This window comes from Desulfobacterium sp. N47, assembly GCF_051233685.1.
Classification (GTDB): Bacteria; Desulfobacterota; Desulfobacteria; order Desulfobacterales; family RPRI01; genus RPRI01.
The window spans coordinates 1-22076 of the sequence record NZ_JBAMMY010000297.1; the positions used below are offsets into that span (position 1 = coordinate 1).

Sequence of the window (22076 nt, forward strand, 5' to 3'; positions counted from 1 at the left end):
TGCGCTGAGAAAAGATGGTTACGTCTCCACTGCCCTGAACGATTGGCTGAAGTAATTAAAGGAGTCAAATTTGTGAATGGAATTGAAAAAAAATGGATCGCCGCCTAATTATTCCATACACAACTCTTGACTATAACTCAACGAAAATGATATCAAGGTTCTGAGATGCTGAATTTGGTTTCTTCCGAGTAGATCCGAAACAATCTTGCAAAGCTTTGGTCTTGTAATCGAAAGAGCGGAGCTGTAACTTTTAACCGGTTACTGCTAAAGTTTTTAGTTCAGTGACTGTATCAGTCTCGGATTTTGCATTAAGATAACTATGGCAGTAAATATATTCAAATCTCACATTCCTTGAACTTGATTAAAGTCCGGCATTCTTCAACTTTTAGAAAGTTAAATAATATGCATTACAAAATCTTTAAAAACAAAAAGGTATTAACAAGAATAGTATTATTGCAAACTGTTTTTTTACTTTTTCAATTTATGCTTGTTCGTACGGCAATATGTGAAGAGATCAGCAAGCCCCGGCTTATTCTTGTTAATCAAAACGACAGGTACCGGCTTTCTGCCGGAGATGTGATTGAAATATCGGTTTGGAAAGACGAAGCTTTGAACAAACAGATGGAAATTCCCCCTGACGGTATAATTTCTTTTCCTTTAATGGGAGATGTTAATACAGCAGGAATGACCGTCACTATGCTAAGAGATACCGTTGAAAAAAAGATAGGCGAATTTATCCCTGATCCAACTGTAACTGTGATATTATTAAAATCAGTCAGTAATCGTGTCTATGTAATCGGTAAAGTAAATACTCCGGGGCAGTTTGCAATTGTCGGTAACACAAATGTAATGCAGATTTTATCGATGGCGGGAGGGCTTAATCCTTTTGCCGACAAAGAAAACATTTTAATTCTAAGATTAAACGGTACTAAAACTATCAAGCTTAAGTTTAATTACAAAGAAGTGGAAAAAGGCGAGAGTCTTGAACAAAATATTGTATTGAATAGAGGCGATGTAGTAGTGGTTCCGTGAGACAATTGCATAACAATTTGTCATTCTTGAAACATCTCTTGGTGAGATTAAAAATAGCATTCATATTTCTTCTGATTATCTGCTGTACACTCAAAAGTTTTGCTGCTGATATGACTATAGTTCCTTCAATTTATTTAAAAAATGAGTATGATGACAATGTGGGTTTCAGAAGTCATTCTATTGAAGATGACTTTCTGATCAGTATTATGCCATCATTAACATATGATTATGCGACTGAAAGAATCGGATTGCATTCAAAAGGAAGTATTGATTTCCAGCGTTATGCTTCAAAAACATATGATGAAACCGAGAATATTAATTTTGAATTCGGAGGCAAGGCCTTATTGAATGAGCGCTTCAGATTTAATGCCGATTTATCTTATCTTAAGGATACAACCCTTGAATCCGAACTTCAGGAAACAGGAATCATAACAACGCGCCAAAACAGAAAAAGATATACAGGCACCGGCGGACTTACTTATAATATAAATGAAGATTCAAGCTTAGGAATGGATTTTAAACACCAGGAAACATATTATGACGGAAAATCCGTCGATTATAAACATGATACTGTTACCTTAAACTATATAAAGCAATTGCCTGATTTAAAAAACGTTATAACAGTAAAACCCTACTATGAGAAATACTGTTCCGATGTAAACGATATCGATAACTATGGCGTTTATTTAGGCTGGAATCATATGTTTACCCGGACCCTTTCAATGAGTGCTTTTCTGGGAGGGCGCTATACGGAAAGCCTTTATAAATATGATATACACATGGGTGACGTTCGTGATTTCAGATTGCCGTATCCTTACTTGCGTCCGATAATAATAAAGGTTGAGGAAAGCGATCACAATATAAATGGTTTGGCAGATATTTCCGTTGAAAAAACCGGAGAAATATATTCGATACTACTGGGGTTTAACTATGATTTGGGATACAGCGCTAATGGATACCCAATCACCACAACCAAGGGATATTTTGAATATACCATGCGCTTGAGTGAACGGCTTAATGTGCAATTAAAAACAGAAGTCTATTCAAATAAGTCTGATGATCCCAATTCAAAAGAAGAAGATTCAAGGCATCTTAATATAATGCCTGTGCTGAATTACCGGTTAACGGAGAATTATAATCTGCAGTTGGGAAACAGCTATGCGCTTCATAAAGATATGAATGCTTCAAACAATTCCGGATATGACCGGAATCGTATATGGATAGGGTTAACATTTAATTTTCCGGATAAATTATAGTAACGAACGGATTTCAATATTATGCAGGAAACAACGATAGATTATAAAACTATCAAAAGAATTATCAGGCGAAGATGGAAAACTTTTGCAGCCGCTTTTTCTCTGCTTATTTTTATCGGATGTGCGATAGCCTTTATTCCGCCGTCAATATACAGGTCTAAATCGACCATACTTATAGAAGGCCAACAAATTCCGCCGGAATATGTAATGACTACAATTACAAGTTATGTAGAGGAAAGGCTTCAGACGATTACCCAGAGAATTATGAGCAGGTCACGCTTGCTTGAAATCATTAACAGGTTCGACCTATACAAAGAAATGAGGGAACACTATACTACAGAAGAAATTGTAGAGGAGATGCGTGATGATATAAAGTTTGATACGATCAGCGCCGAGGTTATAGACAAGCGAACCGGGCGTCCTACTGCGGCTACAATTGCATTTACGCTTTCCTATGAAGGGAAAAATCCTGCAACTGTGCAAAAAGTTGCCAATGTTTTGGCTTCTTTGTATCTTGAGGAAAATCTGAAAACGCGGGAACAGAGCGCATCAGATACAGCCGCATTTTTTCAGCAGGAGATAAACAACCTTAAGGCTGAAATAGATGGGTATCAAAGCAAGATAAGCCACTTTAAGAATATCCATTTAAATGAACTGCCTGAATATAGCGCTTTGAACCTTCAAAACCTGGCGGCGTTGAACCGGAACTTTGATCAGATTGCTGATCAGTTAAATACATTGAAGGACAGAAAAATTCTTCTTGAAGGACAGCTCAGCAATGTTGATCCTTTAACTCCCATTTTGACGGCGGAAGGTAAAACGGTCATGAATCCAACCGAGCGGCTGAAGTACCTTCGTCTGGATTTAATAGGCAAACAAAGCCTTCTTTCTGTAAAACATCCTGATATCAAGCGCTTGAAAAAGGAAATAGCTGAGCTTGAGGCACAGGTCGATATCAAAGATGATTCAGTTGAAAAAATAAAGAAGCTCGAAGATCTTGAGACAAAACTGGCTTTGATGCAAAGTAAACTGGGTTCTAAACATCCTGATGTAATAAACCTTTCAAAAGAAGTAAAAGCTCTTTCAGCCGAAGTAATCTCTCATCCGGAGGAAATAGCAAAAATTGATATACAGGAGGAAAAACCGGATAACCCGGCTTATATCAACATAAAAACTCAGATTATTTCAAGTGAAGCGGAAATTCGGAACATTAAAGAGCAGCAAAAGGAACTGAAAGAAAAAATTGCGGACTATGAAAAACGCCTGGCTCAGGCGCCTCTTGTAGAGAAAGAATATATGGCGTTGATGAGTGATTATGAAAACGCAAAGAGAAAATACACGGAACTGATGAATAAATATATGGAAGCAAAAGTTGCACAGGGGATGGAAGAAAGTCAGCGGGGTGAACGTTTTACAATAGTAGATCCGGCGCAGTATCCTGAAAAACCGTATAAACCTAATCGGGTTGCAATTTTGCTTATCAGTCTTTTTATGTCTTTTGGAGCCGGTTTCGGACTTTTGGCTTTACTGGAAGCTTTTGATACATCGGTCAAGGATATAGGCCAACTGGGTAGTATTACAGGACTGCCCGTTTTAGCTGAAATCTCCATGATGACAAGTCCGGAAGAATTAAAAGCACGGCGTCTGAAATCTATCGGAGCTGCTCTGGCAATTGCTGCTGTGATTGCTCTGGGATTGTTTCTTATTTCTATCTTCTATATGCCTCTTGATATATTGTGGATCAAAATACAGAGGGTAGTAAATAAAATTATGATATTTTAAAAACTATATGGTGCATCAGCGGCTGCATATAAAATGCTGTCTATGAAGAATGATGCAGGGCCGGGTTTTACACCCAGCCGCCATACTTATAGGGAAAAAAATGAGCATGATGGGTGAAACTGCAAAAAATAATAAAGTGGAAGAAAAGAGTCCCATTTCTTCCGGGGTATCCGATCAAACAAATTACAAAAGATGTGAAGTCAATCCTGTTTATACAAATACCAAAAAAATAGAGATTGATACCAACATGTTAAAAAAGCGCAAGATTGTTTCATTATTTCAGGAAGATAATGTTTGCGACCAGATGAGGATACTATACACTCAGGTGTTAAACAAACTTGAAGCAATCGGAGGTAATTCACTTCTTATAACAAGTCCTAACCCGAAAGAAGGAAAAACTACTATCGCAATTAATATGGCAGTCAGTATATCATTCAAACTCGACCGGACAGTATTGTTGATAGACGCAAATCTGCGTAATCCATCTGTGCATAAATTTATGGGCATAACCGGCTGCGCAGGATTGGATAAATATCTGCTTGGTGATTCCGGAATCGATGATATATTGATCAATCCCGGCATTGATAAGATGGTGATTATGCCCGGTGGTTCTTCACTAGTAAATTCTTCCGAACTTCTTGACTCTCCCAGAATGGAAGCTCTTGCCAGGGAAGTAAAAAGCCGTTATCAGGATCGTATTATTATTTTTGACTGTTCAAGTCTTTTGACAAGTGCTGACCCACTAATACTTTCAGGATATGTTGACGGAATTTTGCTTGTGGTAGAATCGGAAAAAACATCTGCAGCTGATGTTAAAAAAGCTATTGAGCTTTTGCAGGGTAAACAAGTAATCGGCACTGTTCTTAACAAGTCAAAAGAAAAAAAGTAAGTTTGTGCAAAGTTCTAATAATACTATTTATTTTTTACTGTGTTTATTTTCCATGCTGACAACAATTGTAGCAGTGCAGTTGTTAAAAAGTATTGCTCAGAAAGTAAATGCAGTAGATATTCCTAATCCCAGAAAGATCCATACTTATCCAATCCCTAAAATCGGTGGAATCGGTATGGCTTTGGGTATATTTATTCCCTTTATTGCATGGCTTCCTTTGGATAACTCTTTAGCATCAATTTTAATAGGTTGCGCAATTGTGGTTACCGAAGGCTTTATTGATGATACAAGAGATCTGAATTATAAAATAAAATTCATTTCACAAATTGCGGCTGCATTGGTTATCATACTTTATGGTGGTATAAAAATCCGTTCACTTGGCATGCTTTTACCCGAAGGTTTCATTATTCCGGAAATTCCATCGATCTTATTGACTTTGTTTGTAATTGTAGGTGTAACAAATGCAATTAATTTATCTGATGGTCTCGACGGACTGGCAGGTGGTATTACTCTTCTTAGTTTCATCTGTATAGGCTACCTGGCATTCCGTGTGGAAAATCAAGCCGTATTAATCATTTCAATGTCTGTTAGCGGTGCCATTTTCGGTTTTTTACGATTTAACACTTTCCCTGCCGAAGTATTTATGGGAGATGCCGGAAGTCAGTTGTTAGGCTTTCTGGCAATAACATTATCATTGGCGATTACTCAGGGACACACGGCTCTTACACCTATATTACCGCTTATTATTCTCGGATTTCCTGTCCTTGATACTTTAACTGTGATGGTGGAACGTGTCAGAAACGGCAGGCCTCCTTTTGCGGCGGATAAAAATCATTTTCACCATAAACTTATGAAACTTGGATTGTATCATAGTGAAGCAGTATTCAGCATATATGTTCTGCAAACATTTCTTATATCTGCTGCGCTTTATTTAAAATATTATTCCGCTATAGTTGTGCTGCTGCTTTATTCAGCATTTTCTATTGTGGTGCTTGCAGGTTTTAATATTGCTGAAAAGAATAATATTATTCTGAAAAGATACGACCTGATTGATGTCGTTATTAAAGGTAAGCTTAGAAAATTAAAAGACAGCCAATTTTTTATAAAGATATTTTTTGGAGTTATAAAATACGGATTGCCGGTATTATTGATTATTGCATCATTAACACCTGCTAAAATACCCCTTCAATTTTCGCTGGTGGCAATTTCTTTAGCTGCTTGTGTTTCCTGGGTGTTGTGGTTCAAGGAACAATGGCTTGCTAATATATTAAGAATAGTAATTTATTTCAGCATACCTTATCTTATTTATCTTGGCCAAAATAACAAGTCTCAATGGATGAATGGTGAAATCACAATAATTTATCATACGCTTTATATTCTGATGCTGATATCAATTGTAATGACGCTTAAAAGCACAAGACGCAAAAAGGGATTCAAGATAAATCCTACCGATTTTTTAATATTGTTTATTGCAATTGTTGTTCCTAACCTTCCGGGTGTTAAAGTCATGCAGGCTGGGTTTATTGTTATGAAAATTATTATTTTAATGTTCGGTTATGAAGTATTGATAGGTGAACTTAGAAGTAGATTAAAATGGTTGAGCAGCGCAACTGCAGTATCTATGGTGATAATTTGCATAAGAGGTTTGTTGTAATAAAATGGAGAATTCTAAAATGAATAAAAGAGTTGCCGCATTATTTTTATTGATCCCGTTCATATTTTGTATGCTTGCATGCAGCGGCCCTGAAGAAAAAAAGATGAAATATTTCAATAAAGGCAAAAAGCTTTATGAAAACAGTGATTATATAAAGGCAGGATTGGAATTTAAAAATGCACTGCAAATAGACCCCAAATTTGCGCAGGCTTATTATATGCTTGGAATGATAGAAATTAAAGCAACGGAATTCCGGAAAGCCTTCGGAGATTTTTCCAAGGCGGTGGAGCTGGACCCGGAGTTGCTGGATGCTCAAATTCAGCTTGGTAATATATATTTGCTTGCAAAATTAAAAGACAAGGCCAACGAAAAGCTTGAACTGGTAATCAGCAAAAAGCCGGATTATCCTGACGCTTTATTATTGAAAGCAGGTCTGTTAATGGCTGATGGTAAATTAACCGAATCTGAAACCGTTTTAAAACAAATCATCAACAGTAATCCCAAAAAAGAAGAAGCATATTTTATGTTGGCGGCAATTAAAAGAATACAAAAAGACATTGCAGGAGTCGCCGATATAATGAGAAGCTTATTGGCTCAGAATCCGGAAAATAAACGGGGGCGTCTGCTATTGGCCGGAATACTGGAGGGCGAAAAGAAATATGAAGAGGCAGAAAAGGAATACAGATACTTCATCGGCCAGGAAAAAGAAGATGGCAGTGTCCAATTGATTCTGGCAGGATTTTTTTCACGTACCGGACGAGTGGATGAAGCGGAAAAAGTAATTAAGGATCTTATTGCAAAATATCCTGAGCAAGTTAAATATCGTATTTCACTTGCTCAATTTTATGAAAAACAAAAAAGAGAAGAGCAGATGGTTGCGGTGCTTAACCGGTCTGTAAATGATTTACCTGAAGCTTATCTTCCTTATGAGGTTCTTGCAAAAATAAAACTATCTGAAAGTAAAGAAGAAGAAGCTGTAAACCTTTTGGACAGTTTTATGAAAAAGACTCGAACCGGTCCGGATTTCTTAAAAGCCAAACTATTCAAGGCTATAATTTTAGCTCAGGAGCAGAAGATAGATCAAGCGCTGGTTCTGATCAATGAGATAATAAAAGAAAACACAAAAGATATTGGTGCCCATACCCTGAAAGGAGATATTCTTGTTTCTAAAAGAGATTTTCCCGGCGCAATTGCAGCTTATAGAGCGGTTATAGGTGAGCAACCGGGAAATACCGATATGTCTTCAAAACTTGCGATGGTGCATTATTTAAACGGTGAACCTGCCATAGCCGAAGACATTTATAAAAAACTGCTTGTACAAAACGATACTCTGCGTTCAGCCCGATTCGGTCTTGCAAATATCTATCAAAGGACCAATAAAATTGATATGGCAAAGGAACAGATGCAAATAATACTTAAAAAAAATCCTGATGATATTGAAGCTCTTGTCATGATGGGAGATCTTGAGATTTTATCAAAGAATCAGCGCAAAGCAATATCATATTATGAAGAAGTTATAAAACATGATCCTGGATCGGTAACGGCAAATTATAAGATGGGGGTTATGCATGCGGCGGAAAATAATTATAAAGAAGCAGTAAAATATTTTGAAAAATCACTTTCTGTGAATCCTGATTATTTCCCTGCTATGAATATGATTATAAAAATTAAGCTAAATGAAAAGAAACTTGATGAAGCATTGGCAAGATGTTTTAAACAAGTTGGGATAAGTCCTAAAAATACGGCTTTCAGGCTTATGCTGGGTCAGCTTTATGTATTGAAAAAAGATCCTGAAGCGGCAAGAAACAGTTTTGAAACCGCTTTAACTATAAATCCGGATAGCCGGGAAGTGCTTATGGCCTATGCAAATTTTGAAATGTCGCAGGGAGCTATTGATCAGGCAATTTTAAAATATGAAAAACTTCGCAGTAATAATCCTGATAATCCGGGATATGCTATTTTGACAGCCGGTCTTTATGAGAAAAAAGGCGATATTAAAAAAAGCAGGCAAATCTACGAAGAAGTATTAAAGAAATACCCGGGTCATATTCTTGCTTCAAACAATCTTGCCTATTATTATGCCGAATACGAACCAACAAAGGAAAATCTTGACAAAGCAGAAAGTCTCATTCTGCCATTGATTGAAAAATATAAAGAATCGCCGAGTGTAATGGATACGGCATCATGGATTTATTATCACAAGGCGCAATACGATAAAGCACTTAATATATTAATTAAAATAGAAGATAAAGGCGATCTGATTCCTGAGATCAATTATCATCTTGGAATGATATATCAAAAGCTTGGCAATTTTGAAAAAGCAAAAGAACATTTAAATTCGGCTATAAACAACCACAGAGCTTTTGCAGGTAAGGATAATGCCAAGAAAATATTATTGAAACTTGGATAGCATAAAATAAAAAATTAACAGGGGGTAAAATGAGCATGAGCAGGATATCGGGATTCAGGATATCAGCTATAATTATCAGCTTAATAGCAGTAATCTCATCAGCACAGGCTGAAGTAAAAAAGCCGCCGTTGGATGAAAAAGCGGCAGTAGTCAACGGCATGCCTGTTTACAGGGAAGAGCTTGATGAAGAGATTATAAAGATTCAAAAAGCCATACTGGGATATGGAAAACCTCTTACCGTGAGCAAGGTAAAATCTGTTCAAAAAGATGTATTGGAAAGCCTGATCCGCCAGGAGATTCTTTATCAGGAAAGCCTGAAATCCGGAATCAAACCCGATGAAAAAAGTATCGACAAAGAAATTAAAACTTTGATAGGGCAATTCAAGAGCGAGACGGATTATAAGAATGCATTAAACAGGCGTAACATATCTCCGGAGATGCTCAGATCTCGTCTGCTGAAAAATAATGTGCTTCAGCAATATATTGGACGTCTTGCTGAAAAGACAAGCGTGTCAGACAATGATATCATCGAGTACTACCAGGGCCGCATCGAGCTTTTTAAACAACCGCTTCAGGTGCGTGTCAGCCATATCTTTATCCGGACTGATCCGAAATGGGACGCCCCCCGTAAACAGGAGGAGCGTCGCAAAGCCGAGCAGATACTGAAGGATATTAAACAAGGGAAGGATTTTGCTGTCATTGCGGGAGAACATTCGGACGGGCCCACAAAAACAAAAGGCGGGGACCTTGGTTATATCAAAATGGGACAACTTGATAATAAACTCGAAGATGCGGTTTTCAAGCTGAAAACCGGCGAACTGAGTAACATTGTTGAGACCGACAATGGTTTTCATATTTTTAAAGCCACGGACAAAAAACCTGAAACCGTGCTTTCGTATGAAGATGTCAAAGAGAAAATAAGACAGTTTCTCCATGAAGAAAAAGCAAAGCGGGAAGCAGATCAGCAGGCTGGAAAGTTACGCGAAAAGGCGACGGTTGAGATTCTGCTGAATGAAGAAGGAAGTTTGGCAAAGATTCAATGATAAATTAAATCGACGAAGCGATCTTGATTTCTATCGACTGGATATTGAATCATTTGCTGCCTGCCCGAGCGATTCCATAGATTACGCGATAATGGAAAAAACATCCTGCGGAGTTATTATTGCCCTTGAATCGGATTGGAATGACCTTTTGGAAAATCCCGGTAAAATACCGCTGGAATTGATTGAGATACAATCCGGTCGATATTTGCGTGAAGACGATATCGAACGCATGGATGATATTTACGGGCGATCTGAATAAAATCTAAGGTCCCGACAAATGGGAAATGAAACCACGAAAAACTTATATGGCATTTATTATTGGTTTGAGTATTGTATTTCTTGTTCTATTTTTCCCTCAGATTCTGGTTTATACGAACCGTCCGGTCAAATCCGATGCAATTATACTTTTTGCCGGTCCTGATTTTAAAAACAGGCAGCAGGAAGCATACCAATTATTAGAAGAAGGATATGCCAGGTTTCTGCTTATCCCTAACAATTATCAGGTATTTCAGATGGTAAAAACATCTGACAAACCGCTGCTGAACCGATCTCATCCTGCAAAAACGGATTTTATTGGACAAACTAAACAATATGCTTCAGCGAAGCCCGGAGGTATGAGCATATTGGTTCCGGTACCCATCAATCTTCAATTTATAAGCGGGATCATAAAAAAGCGCTCGGAAAGATTTGAAGACACCCATCTGGAAATACTGATTGCCAGGGAAATGATGAAACAACTTCATCTTAAATCGGCTATCTTCGTCAGTTCGCCTCACCATATGCTAAGGATCAGAATAATTGCAGTCAGGGTTTTCCATGAAATATTATTTCCTGCTTGGCAAGGAAGGAAAAGTCGGGACGGGTTCATGCTGACATTTGTTTCGAGCAGATATTCGGATGCATCCGGTAATATGCTTTCACTGATAAGAAATAATCGTAACTTAAAGTATATTTACCTGGAATATATAAAAATAATATGGTTTCTGATTTATCAACCTTTTACAGGCTGTAGCTAAACAGGTATATTATGAAAGAGAATAATACTTTAGATTTGAACTGCTTTAAGGCTTACGATATCCGCGGCAGAGTGCCTGACGATCTTAACGGGGATATCGCATATCGTATCGGAAGGGCATATGCTGAATTTCTGAAGCCATCCGGAGTTGTTGTGGGCCGTGATATCCGTCTTACAAGTGCATTACTTGCCGATTCCCTGTCACTTGAACATTGAGTCTGCATATGTTCCCATATGCTTGGGTATGTGGACATATCCAACCTGAAACCGCTTAAAATCGTAGTCAACTCCGGCAATGGTTGCACCGGCAGAATTATTGATCTGCTTGAACAGCATCTTCCTGTTTTGTTTGTCAAAATAAATCATAATCCGGATGGACACTTTCCAAACGGCATACCAAATCCTTTGCTGCCCGAAAATCGTGCTTCAACGATTGCTGCGGTAAGATAAAATCAGGCGGATATAGGGATTGCATGGGATGGTGATTTTGATCGCTGTTTTCTGTTTGACGAAAATGGTATTTTTATTGAAGGATATTATATTGTCGGACTTCTATCATCTGCTATGCTTGCAAAACACCTTGGCGAACGGATTATACATGATCCGCGTTCTACCTGGAATACGATGGATATAGTAAACAATGCCGGTGGCGTCCCGAGCGCTTCAATCTTCGTTGTTCAAATACAGAGCCGGTAGTGAGGCTTAATGTTGACGCCAGGGCTGATGAGCACCTTATGCGGGAGAAGACCGAAGAGATTTTAGCCTGATAGACTTATTAAATTACCTCAACAAAAAGAAAGATTTATCATGAAGAAAGCACTTATTACCGGCATTACAGGACAGGATGGAGCATATCTCGCAGAGTTTCTGATTGAGAAAGGATATATAGTACACGGAATTAAACGCAGAGCATCACTTTTTAATACCGATAGAATTGATCATTTATACCAGGACCCTCACGAGGGCCGGATGAGCTTTGTACTTCATTACGGCGATCTCACCGATTCAACCAATCTGATCCGTATCATACAGGAAGTTCAGCCCGATGAAATATATAATCTTGCAGCTCAAAGTCATGTTCAGGTATCTTTTGAAACGCCGGAATACACTGCAAACGCCGATGGCTTAGGTACACTGCGCATTTTGGAAGCCATTCGCATACTTGGAATGGAGAAGCGGACGCGATTCTATCAGGCGTCAACTTCCGAGCTATATGGAAAGGTGCAGGAAGTGCCTCAAAGAGAAAGCACACCTTTTTATCCCAGAAGTCCTTATGCTGCGGCAAAACTCTATGCTTACTGGATTACGGTCAACTACCGCGAAGCCTATGGTTATTTTGCCTGCAACGGTATTTTGTTCAACCATGAGTCTCCGTTGCGAGGTGAGACATTCGTGACACGGAAAATAACCCGCGCCGTTGCCCGAATCAAGCTGGGGCTTCAAAAAAAAATTTTTCTTGGCAATCTTGATTCGCTGCGTGACTGGGGTCATGCAAAAGATTATGTCGAGGCCCAGTGGCTTATACTTCAGCAAAACGTTCCGGATGACTATGTGATTGCAACGGGCGAACAGCACTCTGTCCGGGAGTTTGTGGAAACGGCTTTCCGTAAAATAGGTATTATCATTGTTTGGGCAGGAAAAGGCATTGATGAAAAAGGGATTAAAGAAAGTACCGGCGAAATACTGGTGGAAGTCGATCCGAGGTATTTTCGTCCTACTGAAGTAGAGACACTGCTTGGAGATCCTAAAAAAGCCAAAGAAAAGCTTGGTTGGAGTACAAAGGTAAGCTTTGATGAACTCGTTTCCGAGATGGTGAGAGAAGATTTATGTGAAGCCGAGCGGGATTTACTTTGCAAGAAGAAAGGGTTTAAAACATTTTGCTATCATGAATAAATCATCAATAATTTATATTGCCGGACACAATGGGCTTGTAGGTTCGGCAATTACAAGAAGGTTGAAGTCAGAAAATTATTCCAACCTGATTATGTGCGCCAGCAGCGATCTTGATTTGAAAAAGCAGGCTGATGTGAAGACTTTCTTTAAAGACAACAGGCCCGAATATGTATTTCTGGCAGCTGCGAAAGTAGGCGGCATATATGCAAACAATACCTATCCTGCCGATTTCATTTATGACAATCTGATGATTCAGACTAATATTATTCACTCATCTTATTTATTTGGTGTAAAGAAACTGTTATTTCTTGGAAGCTCATGCATTTATCCCAAAAATTGCCCACAGCCGATGAAAGAAGAATATCTGCTTTCCGGATATCTTGAGACTACAAACGAACCCTATGCAGTTGCCAAGATAGCAGGCATTAAAATGTGTCAGGCTTACAACCGCCAATACGGAACAAATTATATTTCCGTAATGCCGACCAATCTTTACGGTCCCGGCGATAACTATGACCTGCATAATTCCCATGTTCTTCCTGCGCTTATACGAAAATTCTCCGAGGCTAAAGCTGAAAATATACCTTTTGTGGAAATATGGGGCACAGGAACACCGCGGCGTGAATTCCTTTATATGGACGATCTTGCGGACGCCTGTGTTTTTCTAATGCAGAACTATAATGAAGGAGAAATCGTCAATATAGGAGTTGGCAAAGATCTTACCATTAAAGAACTGGCCGAACTGATCAAAAAAATTGCAGGATATAAGGGCGAATTGAGATTTGATCACACAAAGCCGGACGGCACATTGAGAAAGCTGCTGGATGTTTCGAAGCTGACTGCTATGGGATGGGAGGCGAAAACAGGACTTGAAGAAGGAATCAGTCGCACCTGCATATCTTACGAGAAGATATAAAACAAATAAAATTTGGCCCAAGACGTGCTTTGACTTTATACAGATTTCATAACTCAACACTCAAAACCTTAAACTGTGAACTCTTTGCATAAAATAATTTAAACTTGACATATGGCCTGACGAATCATAATATGAATCAAAATGATGTAAGGAGAGATTCATGAGTCAGATAACCATAAGGGGAATAGACCCTGAAATTGAAAAAGAAATTAGAAAAATTGCAAAAGATAGACGGCAATCTATAAATAATGTTATCTCTGAGATTATTCGTCAAAAATTTCAAAATAATAAAAATAAACATAGAGCGGAATCACTTATACAATTTGCAGGTGGATGGAATCGTGAAGATGCTCTATCATTTATGGATTCAATAAAGTTTTTTGAGCAAATTGACGAGACAATGTGGTAATGAAGCTTTTGCTGGATACAAACGGCTATGTTGGATTTAAAATGGGCAATTCTGAGATTGTCGAATATCTTGTTCAAGCGGAAAATATTTTTATTTCTCCGATTGTATTGGGGGAATTGATGTTTGGTTTTCTTAACGGCAATAGATTCCAGGAGAATATGATCGAACTTAAGCGCTTCATTAACCATGAAGCAGTTGAGGAAATACAGATTGGAGATGTTACCGCAGACCGATATTCGAGGATAGCAATGCAGTTAAAACGGCAGGGCACACCGATTCCAAGTAATGATATATGGATTGCCGCTCAAACAATGGAGTATGGTGCTGAGCTGGTTACAATGGACAGACATTTTGAAAAAATCACCGGTTTGGTTTATCGTTATTTTTCTTTTCCGAACATTTGATTCTTTATAACTGGTACCTTTCCAAATTATAGATGTTGGGGAGGTGAGCGAGCCCTTTAGGGTGAGCTCGCGGAGCCTCCCCAACTCTATAACTTGGGACATCATGAGATATTTTGGTTGTAGCTATTCATCATTCCAATTGAATCCGGGAACCTTCGCCCCCTTGAACCTTGAATCGTGAACTCTTTTTATAACACGAAACTCAATACAATTTTCCGTTTAGTCCTGAAAATCATAAGAAAGTTTAAATAGTTAGAATGTCTCCCAATCGGACTTGACACAATTATTAATTTACATTAAAATATTTATAAAAATTCAAAAATGTTCTTTACCCATAGGAGTTTTTATGAGAACAGCAGTAAATTATAAAAAACAGATAAATGATTTAACCAAAGAGTTGACAGAAGAAAAAATCCAGCAGTTGATAGCTTTCGGGCAGTTTCTTAAGGCAAAACAAGCAGGGTTTTCTTATACACAGATATCAGATAGTGCCGAATATGTGAGAGAGTTGAGATCAAAAGAGTCAAAACGAAGTAGGTCAGCGAAAAATTTCATCCAAGAGCTTATGGAATGGCAAAAGTCAGACTCTTAGTCGATACGGATATTCTTATCGACTTTTTGAAAAGAATAAAACCAGCCAGGGAGATATTTTTCTCCGACTCCATTGAAATCTATTGTTCAATCCTCAGCAAAAAGGAACTCCTCATTAAGCCTGGATTAAGTTCTTCCGAAAAGAAAAAAATTAACGATATATTATCGAAAATTAAGGTCTTGAAAATTGATAGCGATATAAACAATAAATATATGATGCTGCTTGAGAAATATGGAACGCATCGCGCTTCAATGCCGGACTACGTCATAGCCGCCACGGCATGGGCCAAAAACCTTCCACTGCTTACACGCAATACAAGGCATTTTAAGCATATAAAGGAAATAAAACTCGCTCCTGCCTATAAATATGAAAATAATTAATTGCTCCGGAGCAAACGCTTCCCAGCTTTCCGGATAGTTTCAACTATGAACAGTAAGCACAAAACACAAAATGCAAAACCCAAAACACAACACAATGTTCATGGTTTATATCAATATATGATACCTCAAGTCGGTCCGGTCTGACATCAGGCGATGGCTTATTGCCTGACCGGCTTCCAGCCGGCCGGCAACATCCTGTCCATCCTGTTAATCCTGTCAAAAAACTTTTTAATGATGACACTGCAAACGAGTGATACCGAGACATCCATCGAACTAAATTTTGTGGAACACCATGAATCCCGGAAATCATAAGAAAGTTTGAATGTTTAGAACGTCTCGCTATTGCACACAGTTTGTTTCCGCCGCTTTCATAACTCAAAACCTAATATTGACTACAGTGATGGGTTGTGTCATAATTTAAAACAAAATTCGAATAAATTGATAAATGGTGAAGCATGAATGTGGCAGATAAAATTTGTGAAAAGGCTAGGGATCTTCCGGAGCCGTTGGCAAGAGAGGTACTCGAATTTATCAAGCGTATTCATGCTCAACAGGATATTTGTGTTGAAGACATGAAAAAGGCTCAGGTGCCGGTAATGAAACGGATTTGGGAAAACAAAGAAGATGATGTCTGGAATAAGTTCTAGCCCCGGCAACATAGTGGGTATTCCTTTTCCATATTCGGATCTGAAAACGGAGAAAAGACGTCCTGTCTTGGTAATAACTCAGCCGGATCGGCATGGAGACTTTATATGCGTTGCTGTGACTTCGGTGCCCACACCTGAATACACGATAGCAATTGATAATGCCTCAATGAGCATCGGGAATTTACCTCGCAAGAGCTGGATTCGCTGTGACAAGAGCTCTTTACCCTGAGTGGATCGTTAATAGTAAGGCATTACGGAAGTCTTAAGAACGCAATCTTCAATATTGTCAGAGAAAAGATCTGTGGTTATCTTGGGTGTGTATGACCAGAGGCGTTACCTCTTCGCGCCTTTGTGCTCCCAAAATGGCACTCGTCTGATCTATTACTTCCTTGCACCTTTAACCCTTTTTATGACACAACACTCAATCCAATCTTCCGTTTAGTCCTGGAAATCATAAGAAAGTTTAAATGTTTAGAACGTCCCCAAAACTGTCCCGCAGTTTTTCGTTTTTGCTGAATGTTGACAAACAGGTTGATTTAAAATATCATAAAAATCGTTAAGGTTTTTATATAATAAGTATTTACTGAAAAAGGATTACAGAGGAAAATATGATTTCCCATCAAGAAACATCTTTTCAAAAGGCTATCGATGCTGTGGAGTCACTTCCATTTGATGATCGTGAGGAACTACTTGAGATACTTAGAATGCGGGTTGCCGAAGAGAGGCGTGATGAAATTGCAGCCAATGCAAAGGAAGCGTTGCAAGCTGTCAAAGAAAAGAGAGCGCACTTCGGGACAGTGGAAGATTTAAAAAAGGATCTCTTGAAAGATTGATGTATACTCTATCATGGTCAAATGGATTTCGTAGGGGGTTTAAAAAAGCTACGCGAAAAGACCCTGTTTTACAGGAGAAGATTTTCTCTGCACTGGAAAAGCTTTCAAGAGAACCATTTGATCCTTCACTTAAGGCTCATAAGTTGCATGGAAAATTGATCGGACTTTGGGCCTGCCAAGTCGAGTACGATTGTCGCATTGTATTCACATTTGACAAAGATCCGGATAGCGGGAAAGATTTGATTGTTCTTGTGGATATAGGAAAGCATGATGAGGTGTATTGAAAAAATCCCGACTTTTGTATCCGTATTATGACCCCTGTTTCAATGCTTTTTTTATTCTTTTAACCACAAATCAAAACGCCAACAATAAATAACACAAAACACAACACTCAACACAGCTTTTTGTTGAGTCCTGGAAATCATAAGAAAGTTTAAATGTTTAGAACGTCCCTGAAATGTACGCGTCCCTGAAATGTACACGTCCCTGAAATGCCCGGAAATGCCCACAAAACCCAAAATCCATGAACAGCTTTTATACAGAAGAACGTCATCCAAATATGTAACTGCACTACAATAAATTCTATTATATCTATTTGTTATCTTATATAATGTGTTTTAATTTATAATTCAGTATGCAAAAATTAATTTTCTATTGGAGGGAAATATCTTGGGAAAAGCTACATTAAAAAGAAATTTTGCACTTATCGGCGCTGGCGGTTATGTCGCTCATCGGCATATGAAAGCCATTAGAGACACCGGGAGCTCTTTGATTGCAGCCCTTGATCCTGCAGATTCGGTTGGAGTTCTCGACAGTTTCTCTTTTGAAGTTGCCTTTTTTACAGAATTTGAGCGTTTTGATCGTCATGCCGAAAAGTTGAGACGATTAGGCGAAGATCAGAAAATACATTATGTCAGCATATGTTCTCCTAATTATCTTCATGATGCCCATATCCGTTTTGCCCTGCGTATTGGCGCAGATGCCATATGTGAAAAACCGCTTGTCCTTAACCCATGGAATTTGGATGCGCTTCAGGAAATTGAACATGAATCAGGTCGAAGAGTATACAATATCTTGCAGCTTAGAGTTCACCCCACTATCATTGCTTTAAAAGATAAAGTTTGTAATACATCAAGAAAAGAAAAGTTTGATGTGGAGTTAACTTATATCACTTCTCGGGGTAAGTGGTATTTCACTTCTTGGAAAGGAGATATACATAAATCAGGAGGTATTGCCACAAATATTGGCATACATTTTTTCGACATGCTTATGTGGATATTTGGTGATGTTAAACATTATGAAGTACATTTCTCAGATGAAAAAAAGATGTCTGGTTTTCTTGATTTAGAAAAGGCAAATGTTCGATGGTTCCTCTCTGTCGACAGAAATGATGTTCCCGAAGACGCTAAACGGAGAGGCAAAACAACTTTCAGATCAATAACCGTGGATGGCGAAGAAATTGAATTTTCAGAAGGTTTTACTGATCTGCATACAGCTGTCTATAAAGATATCCTTGATGGTCGCGGATTCAGTATGGAAGACTCTCGACATGCAATAAATCTGGCACATAAATTACGTAATGCTAATCCCAAAATTAATCTTGACCATTCACATCCTTTTCTGGCAAGACCAAGGCCATAAGATTCTACTTTGAGGCGACTAATATGGATTATTTTGTTCATGAATCATCGTATATTGATGAGGGTGTTCAGATCGGAAAAGGGACGAAGATCTGGCACTTTTCCCATGTCCTTCCCGGATCAAAAATTGGTAAGAGCTGCAATATTGGCCAGAATGTTGTCATCGGACCTGATGTTACGATTGGGGACAATTGCAAAATCCAGAACAATGTATCCATATACAAAGGGGTTACTTTGGAGTATGGTGTTTTTTGCGGGCCATCCATGGTTTTCACCAACATCTTTAATCCCAGAGCTGAAATTTCCAAAATGGATCAGGCCCGCCCAACTCTGGTAAAGAAAGGGGCTACTTTGGGAGCCAACTGCACCATCGTCTGTGGTCATACCATAGGACAGTATGCCTTTATTGGCGCAGGTGCTGTCGTTACCAAAGATGTTCCCGACTATGCTTTGATGGCAGGGAATCCTGCTCGACAGATCGGTTGGGTGTGTGAATGCGGAGAAAAGTTGAACGATGAAGGGCATTGTCACGCTTGCGGCAAGCTTTATCAACGAGAAGGCTAACAATACAATATGTATGTAATATTTTTTGCAGCCACCCTCTTCTTTTTTTACAATTTTGGAACATTATTTATACCATTACTCCAACGCATGAGCATCCCCAGTGGTTTCTATTCTGCGCCTACATCAGTCATCGCCGCTTTTTGTGCGCTTTTGTTTTTTTTTCAAACCCGGAACAAGAAGCAATTTCTCCGCGAATTTCTATTCACAATAATAGCGTGGGCACCATGGTTGATTTACCTGACGTATCGATGTGACTTTAATGACCGATACTCTTTGCAAAAATTAATCTTAATGTTTCTTTCTTTTGGCTATGTGTTAATGTTCTGTTGCGCTTTCCATAAAGACAAGGAAAAATTCTCCAGGTATTTCTGGGTTTGTAGTGTAGCTATGATTGCCAGCACTTTAATTTATTTCTTTTTCAAACATTCTGTACCCGTCTTACATGGTTATCGATTTGAGGGACGACTTAGCATACAAAGTGCAAACTCAATAGGTATATCTCGCAGTTTTGCTATTGGTGCATTAACTTTGTTGGTGTGGGGGCGTTTCAGTTATTGGATAAAAATTGGTTTATGTTTGCCTTTTTTCATTGGCATGTATATGACTGGAAGCAGGGGACCTGCCATATCACTTTTAATAATAATTATTTGCCACTTTTTATGGATCAATGGCCATAATAAATTGTTGAATTGGAGAATTTTATTAGCCTGTTTATCGCTAATAATAGCTGCTTGGACAGTAGATGTGTTTTTTCATAATCAGATCGAAAAATATTTTTCACGTGGCGACAAACGCGGGATGTATTTACAGTCAGGGAGATATGCAGGTGCAATTGAGACTTGGAAGGAGTTTACTTCAGCGCCATTTTCAGGGGTTGGCCTTGGTAAATATGGTAAGCCGGGTACGCAGATTTTCTCAACAGTAAGTCAATCAAAGAAAAATATCGAGAGGGAATATCCCCATAATATTTTGTATGAAGTTGCAGCGGAACTGGGTATAGTTGGCGCTATACTATTTATCTTTCTTTTAAGACCCGGCCCATGGATGTTTGATTTCTCTAATAAATTCGTTTTGTTGTTTCTATTGTGCTTTCTATTTGCAATGACAAGTGGTGATTTCCGTGACAATTCAGGTGTGTTTATTTTTGGCTACATTGCAAGATTCAACAGGAAATATTTTTCTGCGGAATAGATAGAATCCGATTACTCACTATATGTTGGACTAATAAGAATTGCGTAATATCCGTTCAATAATTCAAAAAAGCCTACCAAAGGGAAAGCTTGTTAGAAACGCAACCATTTTAAGCGGTGGAACAGTGATTGGTCAGGGGCTTGCTATTATAGCGGCGCCGATTCTGACTCGGCTATATAGTCCGGCGGATTATGGTGTATTCAATCTCTTCAGCTCTATTAGCAACATAATAGCAGTGGTAGCTTGCTTGAGATATGAATCCGCGATAGTCTTGCCTGAAAAGGACGAAGATGCCGCGAATGTTTTTGCGCTATGCATTACCATATGTCTGTGTATAGCAATTTTTATGTTTGTGATAGTTGCATTCTTTCACAAATCGATTACTGTTTTATTTAATGCACCTAAATTGGTATTTTGGCTGTGGTTTTTGCCTATAAGTATAATTGCTTCTGGTTTATTTATTGCTTTCAACTATTGGAGTACACGACGTAAGCAGTTTAAGCGTCTGGCAGCGAGACAGGTTACTATCAGTACAGTAACGACATTGACACAAATCGGAGCAGGAACAACAGGATGGCATCTTGGGCCAGGAGGATTAATAGGAGGAGCACTTATAGGACAACTGGCAGCAACTGGACGTTTAGCCTGGCAGATATTCAAGGATGAGGGCAAGCAAATCATTTTGGCCATCGACAAAAAATCGATGAGACGGATGGTCAGCAGGTATAAAAAATTTCCATTGTATGATTCATGGTCAGCATTATTGAATACCAGTTCGAATTTGCTGCCAGTGTTATTATTGGCTTATTTTTTTAATCCGGTTATAGTAGGACTTTACACATTAGGAAGCAGGATTTTAGCGGTGCCAATGGGACTCATAGGCGATGCGGTGTCACGGGTGTTTTACCCGAGGGCAGTTGAAGCAAGAAGAGCGGGAGATTTAGATTATGTAACTTTGAAAATGTTTAACGCCCTCTTAAGCTTAGGCTTTGTACCCATTTTATTGATTGCGGTTGTTGCTCCAGATTTATTTAAAATAGTGTTCGGAGCGGAATGGGTTATTGCAGGGGAATATGTGCGGTGGTTAAGCGTGTTCATGTTGCTGATATTTGTTTCTTCACCGATATCAAGCGTATACTCTGTTATGGAACGGCAGAGAGAAGGGCTAATTATTTATATATTTGTGTTTTCTATTCGCCTGACTGTACTGATTATAGGAGGAATGAAAAGAGACGCTTTATTTACTGTGGCGCTTTTTGGCGTTACTGAAGCTGTTTTTCGACTGTTTAATTGTTGCTATATATTGCACATGGCAGGTATTCGTGTTTCCAAAACTATGAGCAGCTTCATAAGACAATTCCTTTATGCTGCTCCATATGCCTTTATTCCATTGTTATTTTGGCAATTGAGCCATGATTCGTCAGTGTTTGTAATAACCGGAATAGGTGCGGGTATATTGTTTCTTATTTTAAAAGCTTATCAAATAAAGAAAACAGGCGTATTTTTTTAGTATGAGGTTTAATAGA

26 protein-coding genes are annotated in these 22076 nt (G+C 38.6%); all 26 read left to right on the forward strand.

Features of this window, described 5'->3' with window-relative positions; genetic code table 11:
- The first annotated feature begins 402 nt into the window (after positions 1-402).
- The 26 genes from VXK47_RS19115 to VXK47_RS19240 all read left to right on the forward strand — a co-directional run bounded on the left by VXK47_RS19115 (position 403) and on the right by VXK47_RS19240 (position 22060).
- On the forward strand, positions 403-1032 hold the full coding sequence (locus tag VXK47_RS19115) for a polysaccharide biosynthesis/export family protein (RefSeq protein WP_435550384.1): 630 nt from the start codon (positions 403-405) through the stop codon (positions 1030-1032).
- Between the two features lie 38 nt (positions 1033-1070).
- The gene (locus tag VXK47_RS19120) at positions 1071-2288 is read left to right on the forward strand and encodes a hypothetical protein (protein WP_435550385.1); all 1218 of its coding nucleotides are present in this window, start codon (positions 1071-1073) and stop codon (positions 2286-2288) included.
- 21 nt (positions 2289-2309) lie between these two features.
- Entirely contained in the window at positions 2310-4070 is a 1761-nt protein-coding gene (locus VXK47_RS19125; RefSeq protein ID WP_435550386.1) for a GumC family protein, read from the forward strand.
- Between the two features lie 106 nt (positions 4071-4176).
- The gene (locus tag VXK47_RS19130; protein ID WP_435550387.1) at positions 4177-4959 is read left to right on the forward strand and encodes a CpsD/CapB family tyrosine-protein kinase; all 783 of its coding nucleotides are present in this window, start codon (positions 4177-4179) and stop codon (positions 4957-4959) included.
- Between the two features lie 52 nt (positions 4960-5011).
- Positions 5012-6613 (forward strand): MraY family glycosyltransferase, encoded by a 1602-nt coding sequence (locus VXK47_RS19135; RefSeq protein ID WP_435550388.1) that lies wholly within the window; start codon positions 5012-5014, stop codon positions 6611-6613.
- A gap of 19 nt (positions 6614-6632) precedes the next feature.
- A complete protein-coding gene (locus VXK47_RS19140) occupies positions 6633-9023 on the forward strand; it encodes a tetratricopeptide repeat protein (protein WP_435550389.1) in 2391 nt (796 codons plus the stop codon).
- A 35-nt stretch (positions 9024-9058) separates the two neighbouring features.
- Positions 9059-10066 (forward strand): peptidylprolyl isomerase, encoded by a 1008-nt coding sequence (locus tag VXK47_RS19145; protein ID WP_435550390.1) that lies wholly within the window; start codon positions 9059-9061, stop codon positions 10064-10066.
- Positions 10035-10325, forward strand: coding sequence for a hypothetical protein (locus VXK47_RS19150; RefSeq protein ID WP_435550391.1), 291 nt, complete (start codon positions 10035-10037; stop codon positions 10323-10325). Before VXK47_RS19145 ends, VXK47_RS19150 begins: the two co-directional genes overlap by 32 nt.
- Before the next feature lie 46 nt (positions 10326-10371).
- Positions 10372-11082: a hypothetical protein gene (locus tag VXK47_RS19155; RefSeq protein WP_435550392.1), complete on the forward strand. Its 711-nt coding sequence runs from the start codon at positions 10372-10374 to the stop codon at positions 11080-11082.
- Positions 11083-11093: 11 nt separating this feature from the next.
- A complete protein-coding gene (locus VXK47_RS19160; protein WP_435550393.1) occupies positions 11094-11297 on the forward strand; it encodes a hypothetical protein in 204 nt (67 codons plus the stop codon).
- Positions 11298-11315: 18 nt separating this feature from the next.
- Positions 11316-11531, forward strand: coding sequence for a hypothetical protein (locus tag VXK47_RS19165; RefSeq protein ID WP_435550394.1), 216 nt, complete (start codon positions 11316-11318; stop codon positions 11529-11531).
- Positions 11532-11695: 164 nt separating this feature from the next.
- Positions 11696-11848, forward strand: coding sequence for a hypothetical protein (locus tag VXK47_RS19170; RefSeq protein ID WP_435550443.1), 153 nt, complete (start codon positions 11696-11698; stop codon positions 11846-11848).
- 40 nt (positions 11849-11888) lie between these two features.
- Positions 11889-12974, forward strand: a complete 1086-nt coding sequence (gmd, locus tag VXK47_RS19175) for a GDP-mannose 4,6-dehydratase (RefSeq protein ID WP_435550395.1) — start codon at positions 11889-11891, stop codon at positions 12972-12974.
- On the forward strand, positions 12967-13890 hold the full coding sequence (locus VXK47_RS19180; protein ID WP_435550396.1) for a GDP-L-fucose synthase family protein: 924 nt from the start codon (positions 12967-12969) through the stop codon (positions 13888-13890). Before gmd ends, VXK47_RS19180 begins: the two co-directional genes overlap by 8 nt.
- A 160-nt stretch (positions 13891-14050) precedes the next feature.
- Positions 14051-14299, forward strand: coding sequence for a hypothetical protein (locus tag VXK47_RS19185; RefSeq protein ID WP_435550397.1), 249 nt, complete (start codon positions 14051-14053; stop codon positions 14297-14299).
- Complete coding sequence (locus VXK47_RS19190; protein ID WP_435550398.1) at positions 14299-14703, forward strand: type II toxin-antitoxin system VapC family toxin; 405 nt, start codon at positions 14299-14301, stop codon at positions 14701-14703. Before VXK47_RS19185 ends, VXK47_RS19190 begins: the two co-directional genes overlap by 1 nt.
- A gap of 346 nt (positions 14704-15049) precedes the next feature.
- A complete protein-coding gene (locus VXK47_RS19195) occupies positions 15050-15295 on the forward strand; it encodes a hypothetical protein (RefSeq protein ID WP_435550399.1) in 246 nt (81 codons plus the stop codon).
- Entirely contained in the window at positions 15274-15675 is a 402-nt protein-coding gene (locus VXK47_RS19200) for a PIN domain-containing protein (RefSeq protein WP_435550400.1), read from the forward strand. Before VXK47_RS19195 ends, VXK47_RS19200 begins: the two co-directional genes overlap by 22 nt.
- A 455-nt stretch (positions 15676-16130) precedes the next feature.
- The gene (locus VXK47_RS19205) at positions 16131-16322 is read left to right on the forward strand and encodes a hypothetical protein (protein ID WP_435550401.1); all 192 of its coding nucleotides are present in this window, start codon (positions 16131-16133) and stop codon (positions 16320-16322) included.
- Positions 16303-16551, forward strand: a complete 249-nt coding sequence (locus VXK47_RS19210) for a type II toxin-antitoxin system PemK/MazF family toxin (RefSeq protein ID WP_435550444.1) — start codon at positions 16303-16305, stop codon at positions 16549-16551. Before VXK47_RS19205 ends, VXK47_RS19210 begins: the two co-directional genes overlap by 20 nt.
- A gap of 379 nt (positions 16552-16930) precedes the next feature.
- Positions 16931-17155 carry a hypothetical protein gene (locus VXK47_RS19215; protein ID WP_435550402.1) on the forward strand — a complete coding sequence of 75 codons (225 nt, stop codon included), beginning with the start codon at positions 16931-16933 and terminating at the stop codon, positions 17153-17155.
- Complete coding sequence (locus VXK47_RS19220) at positions 17155-17439, forward strand: type II toxin-antitoxin system RelE/ParE family toxin (protein WP_435550403.1); 285 nt, start codon at positions 17155-17157, stop codon at positions 17437-17439. Before VXK47_RS19215 ends, VXK47_RS19220 begins: the two co-directional genes overlap by 1 nt.
- 385 nt (positions 17440-17824) lie before the next feature.
- Positions 17825-18796 carry a Gfo/Idh/MocA family oxidoreductase gene (locus VXK47_RS19225; RefSeq protein ID WP_435550404.1) on the forward strand — a complete coding sequence of 324 codons (972 nt, stop codon included), beginning with the start codon at positions 17825-17827 and terminating at the stop codon, positions 18794-18796.
- Positions 18797-18819: 23 nt separating this feature from the next.
- Positions 18820-19359, forward strand: coding sequence for a DapH/DapD/GlmU-related protein (locus VXK47_RS19230; RefSeq protein WP_435550405.1), 540 nt, complete (start codon positions 18820-18822; stop codon positions 19357-19359).
- Positions 19360-19368: 9 nt separating this feature from the next.
- Positions 19369-20550 carry an O-antigen ligase family protein gene (locus VXK47_RS19235; RefSeq protein ID WP_435550406.1) on the forward strand — a complete coding sequence of 394 codons (1182 nt, stop codon included), beginning with the start codon at positions 19369-19371 and terminating at the stop codon, positions 20548-20550.
- 40 nt (positions 20551-20590) lie between these two features.
- Positions 20591-22060, forward strand: coding sequence for a lipopolysaccharide biosynthesis protein (locus tag VXK47_RS19240; RefSeq protein WP_435550407.1), 1470 nt, complete (start codon positions 20591-20593; stop codon positions 22058-22060).
- Positions 22061-22076 lie beyond the last annotated feature (16 nt).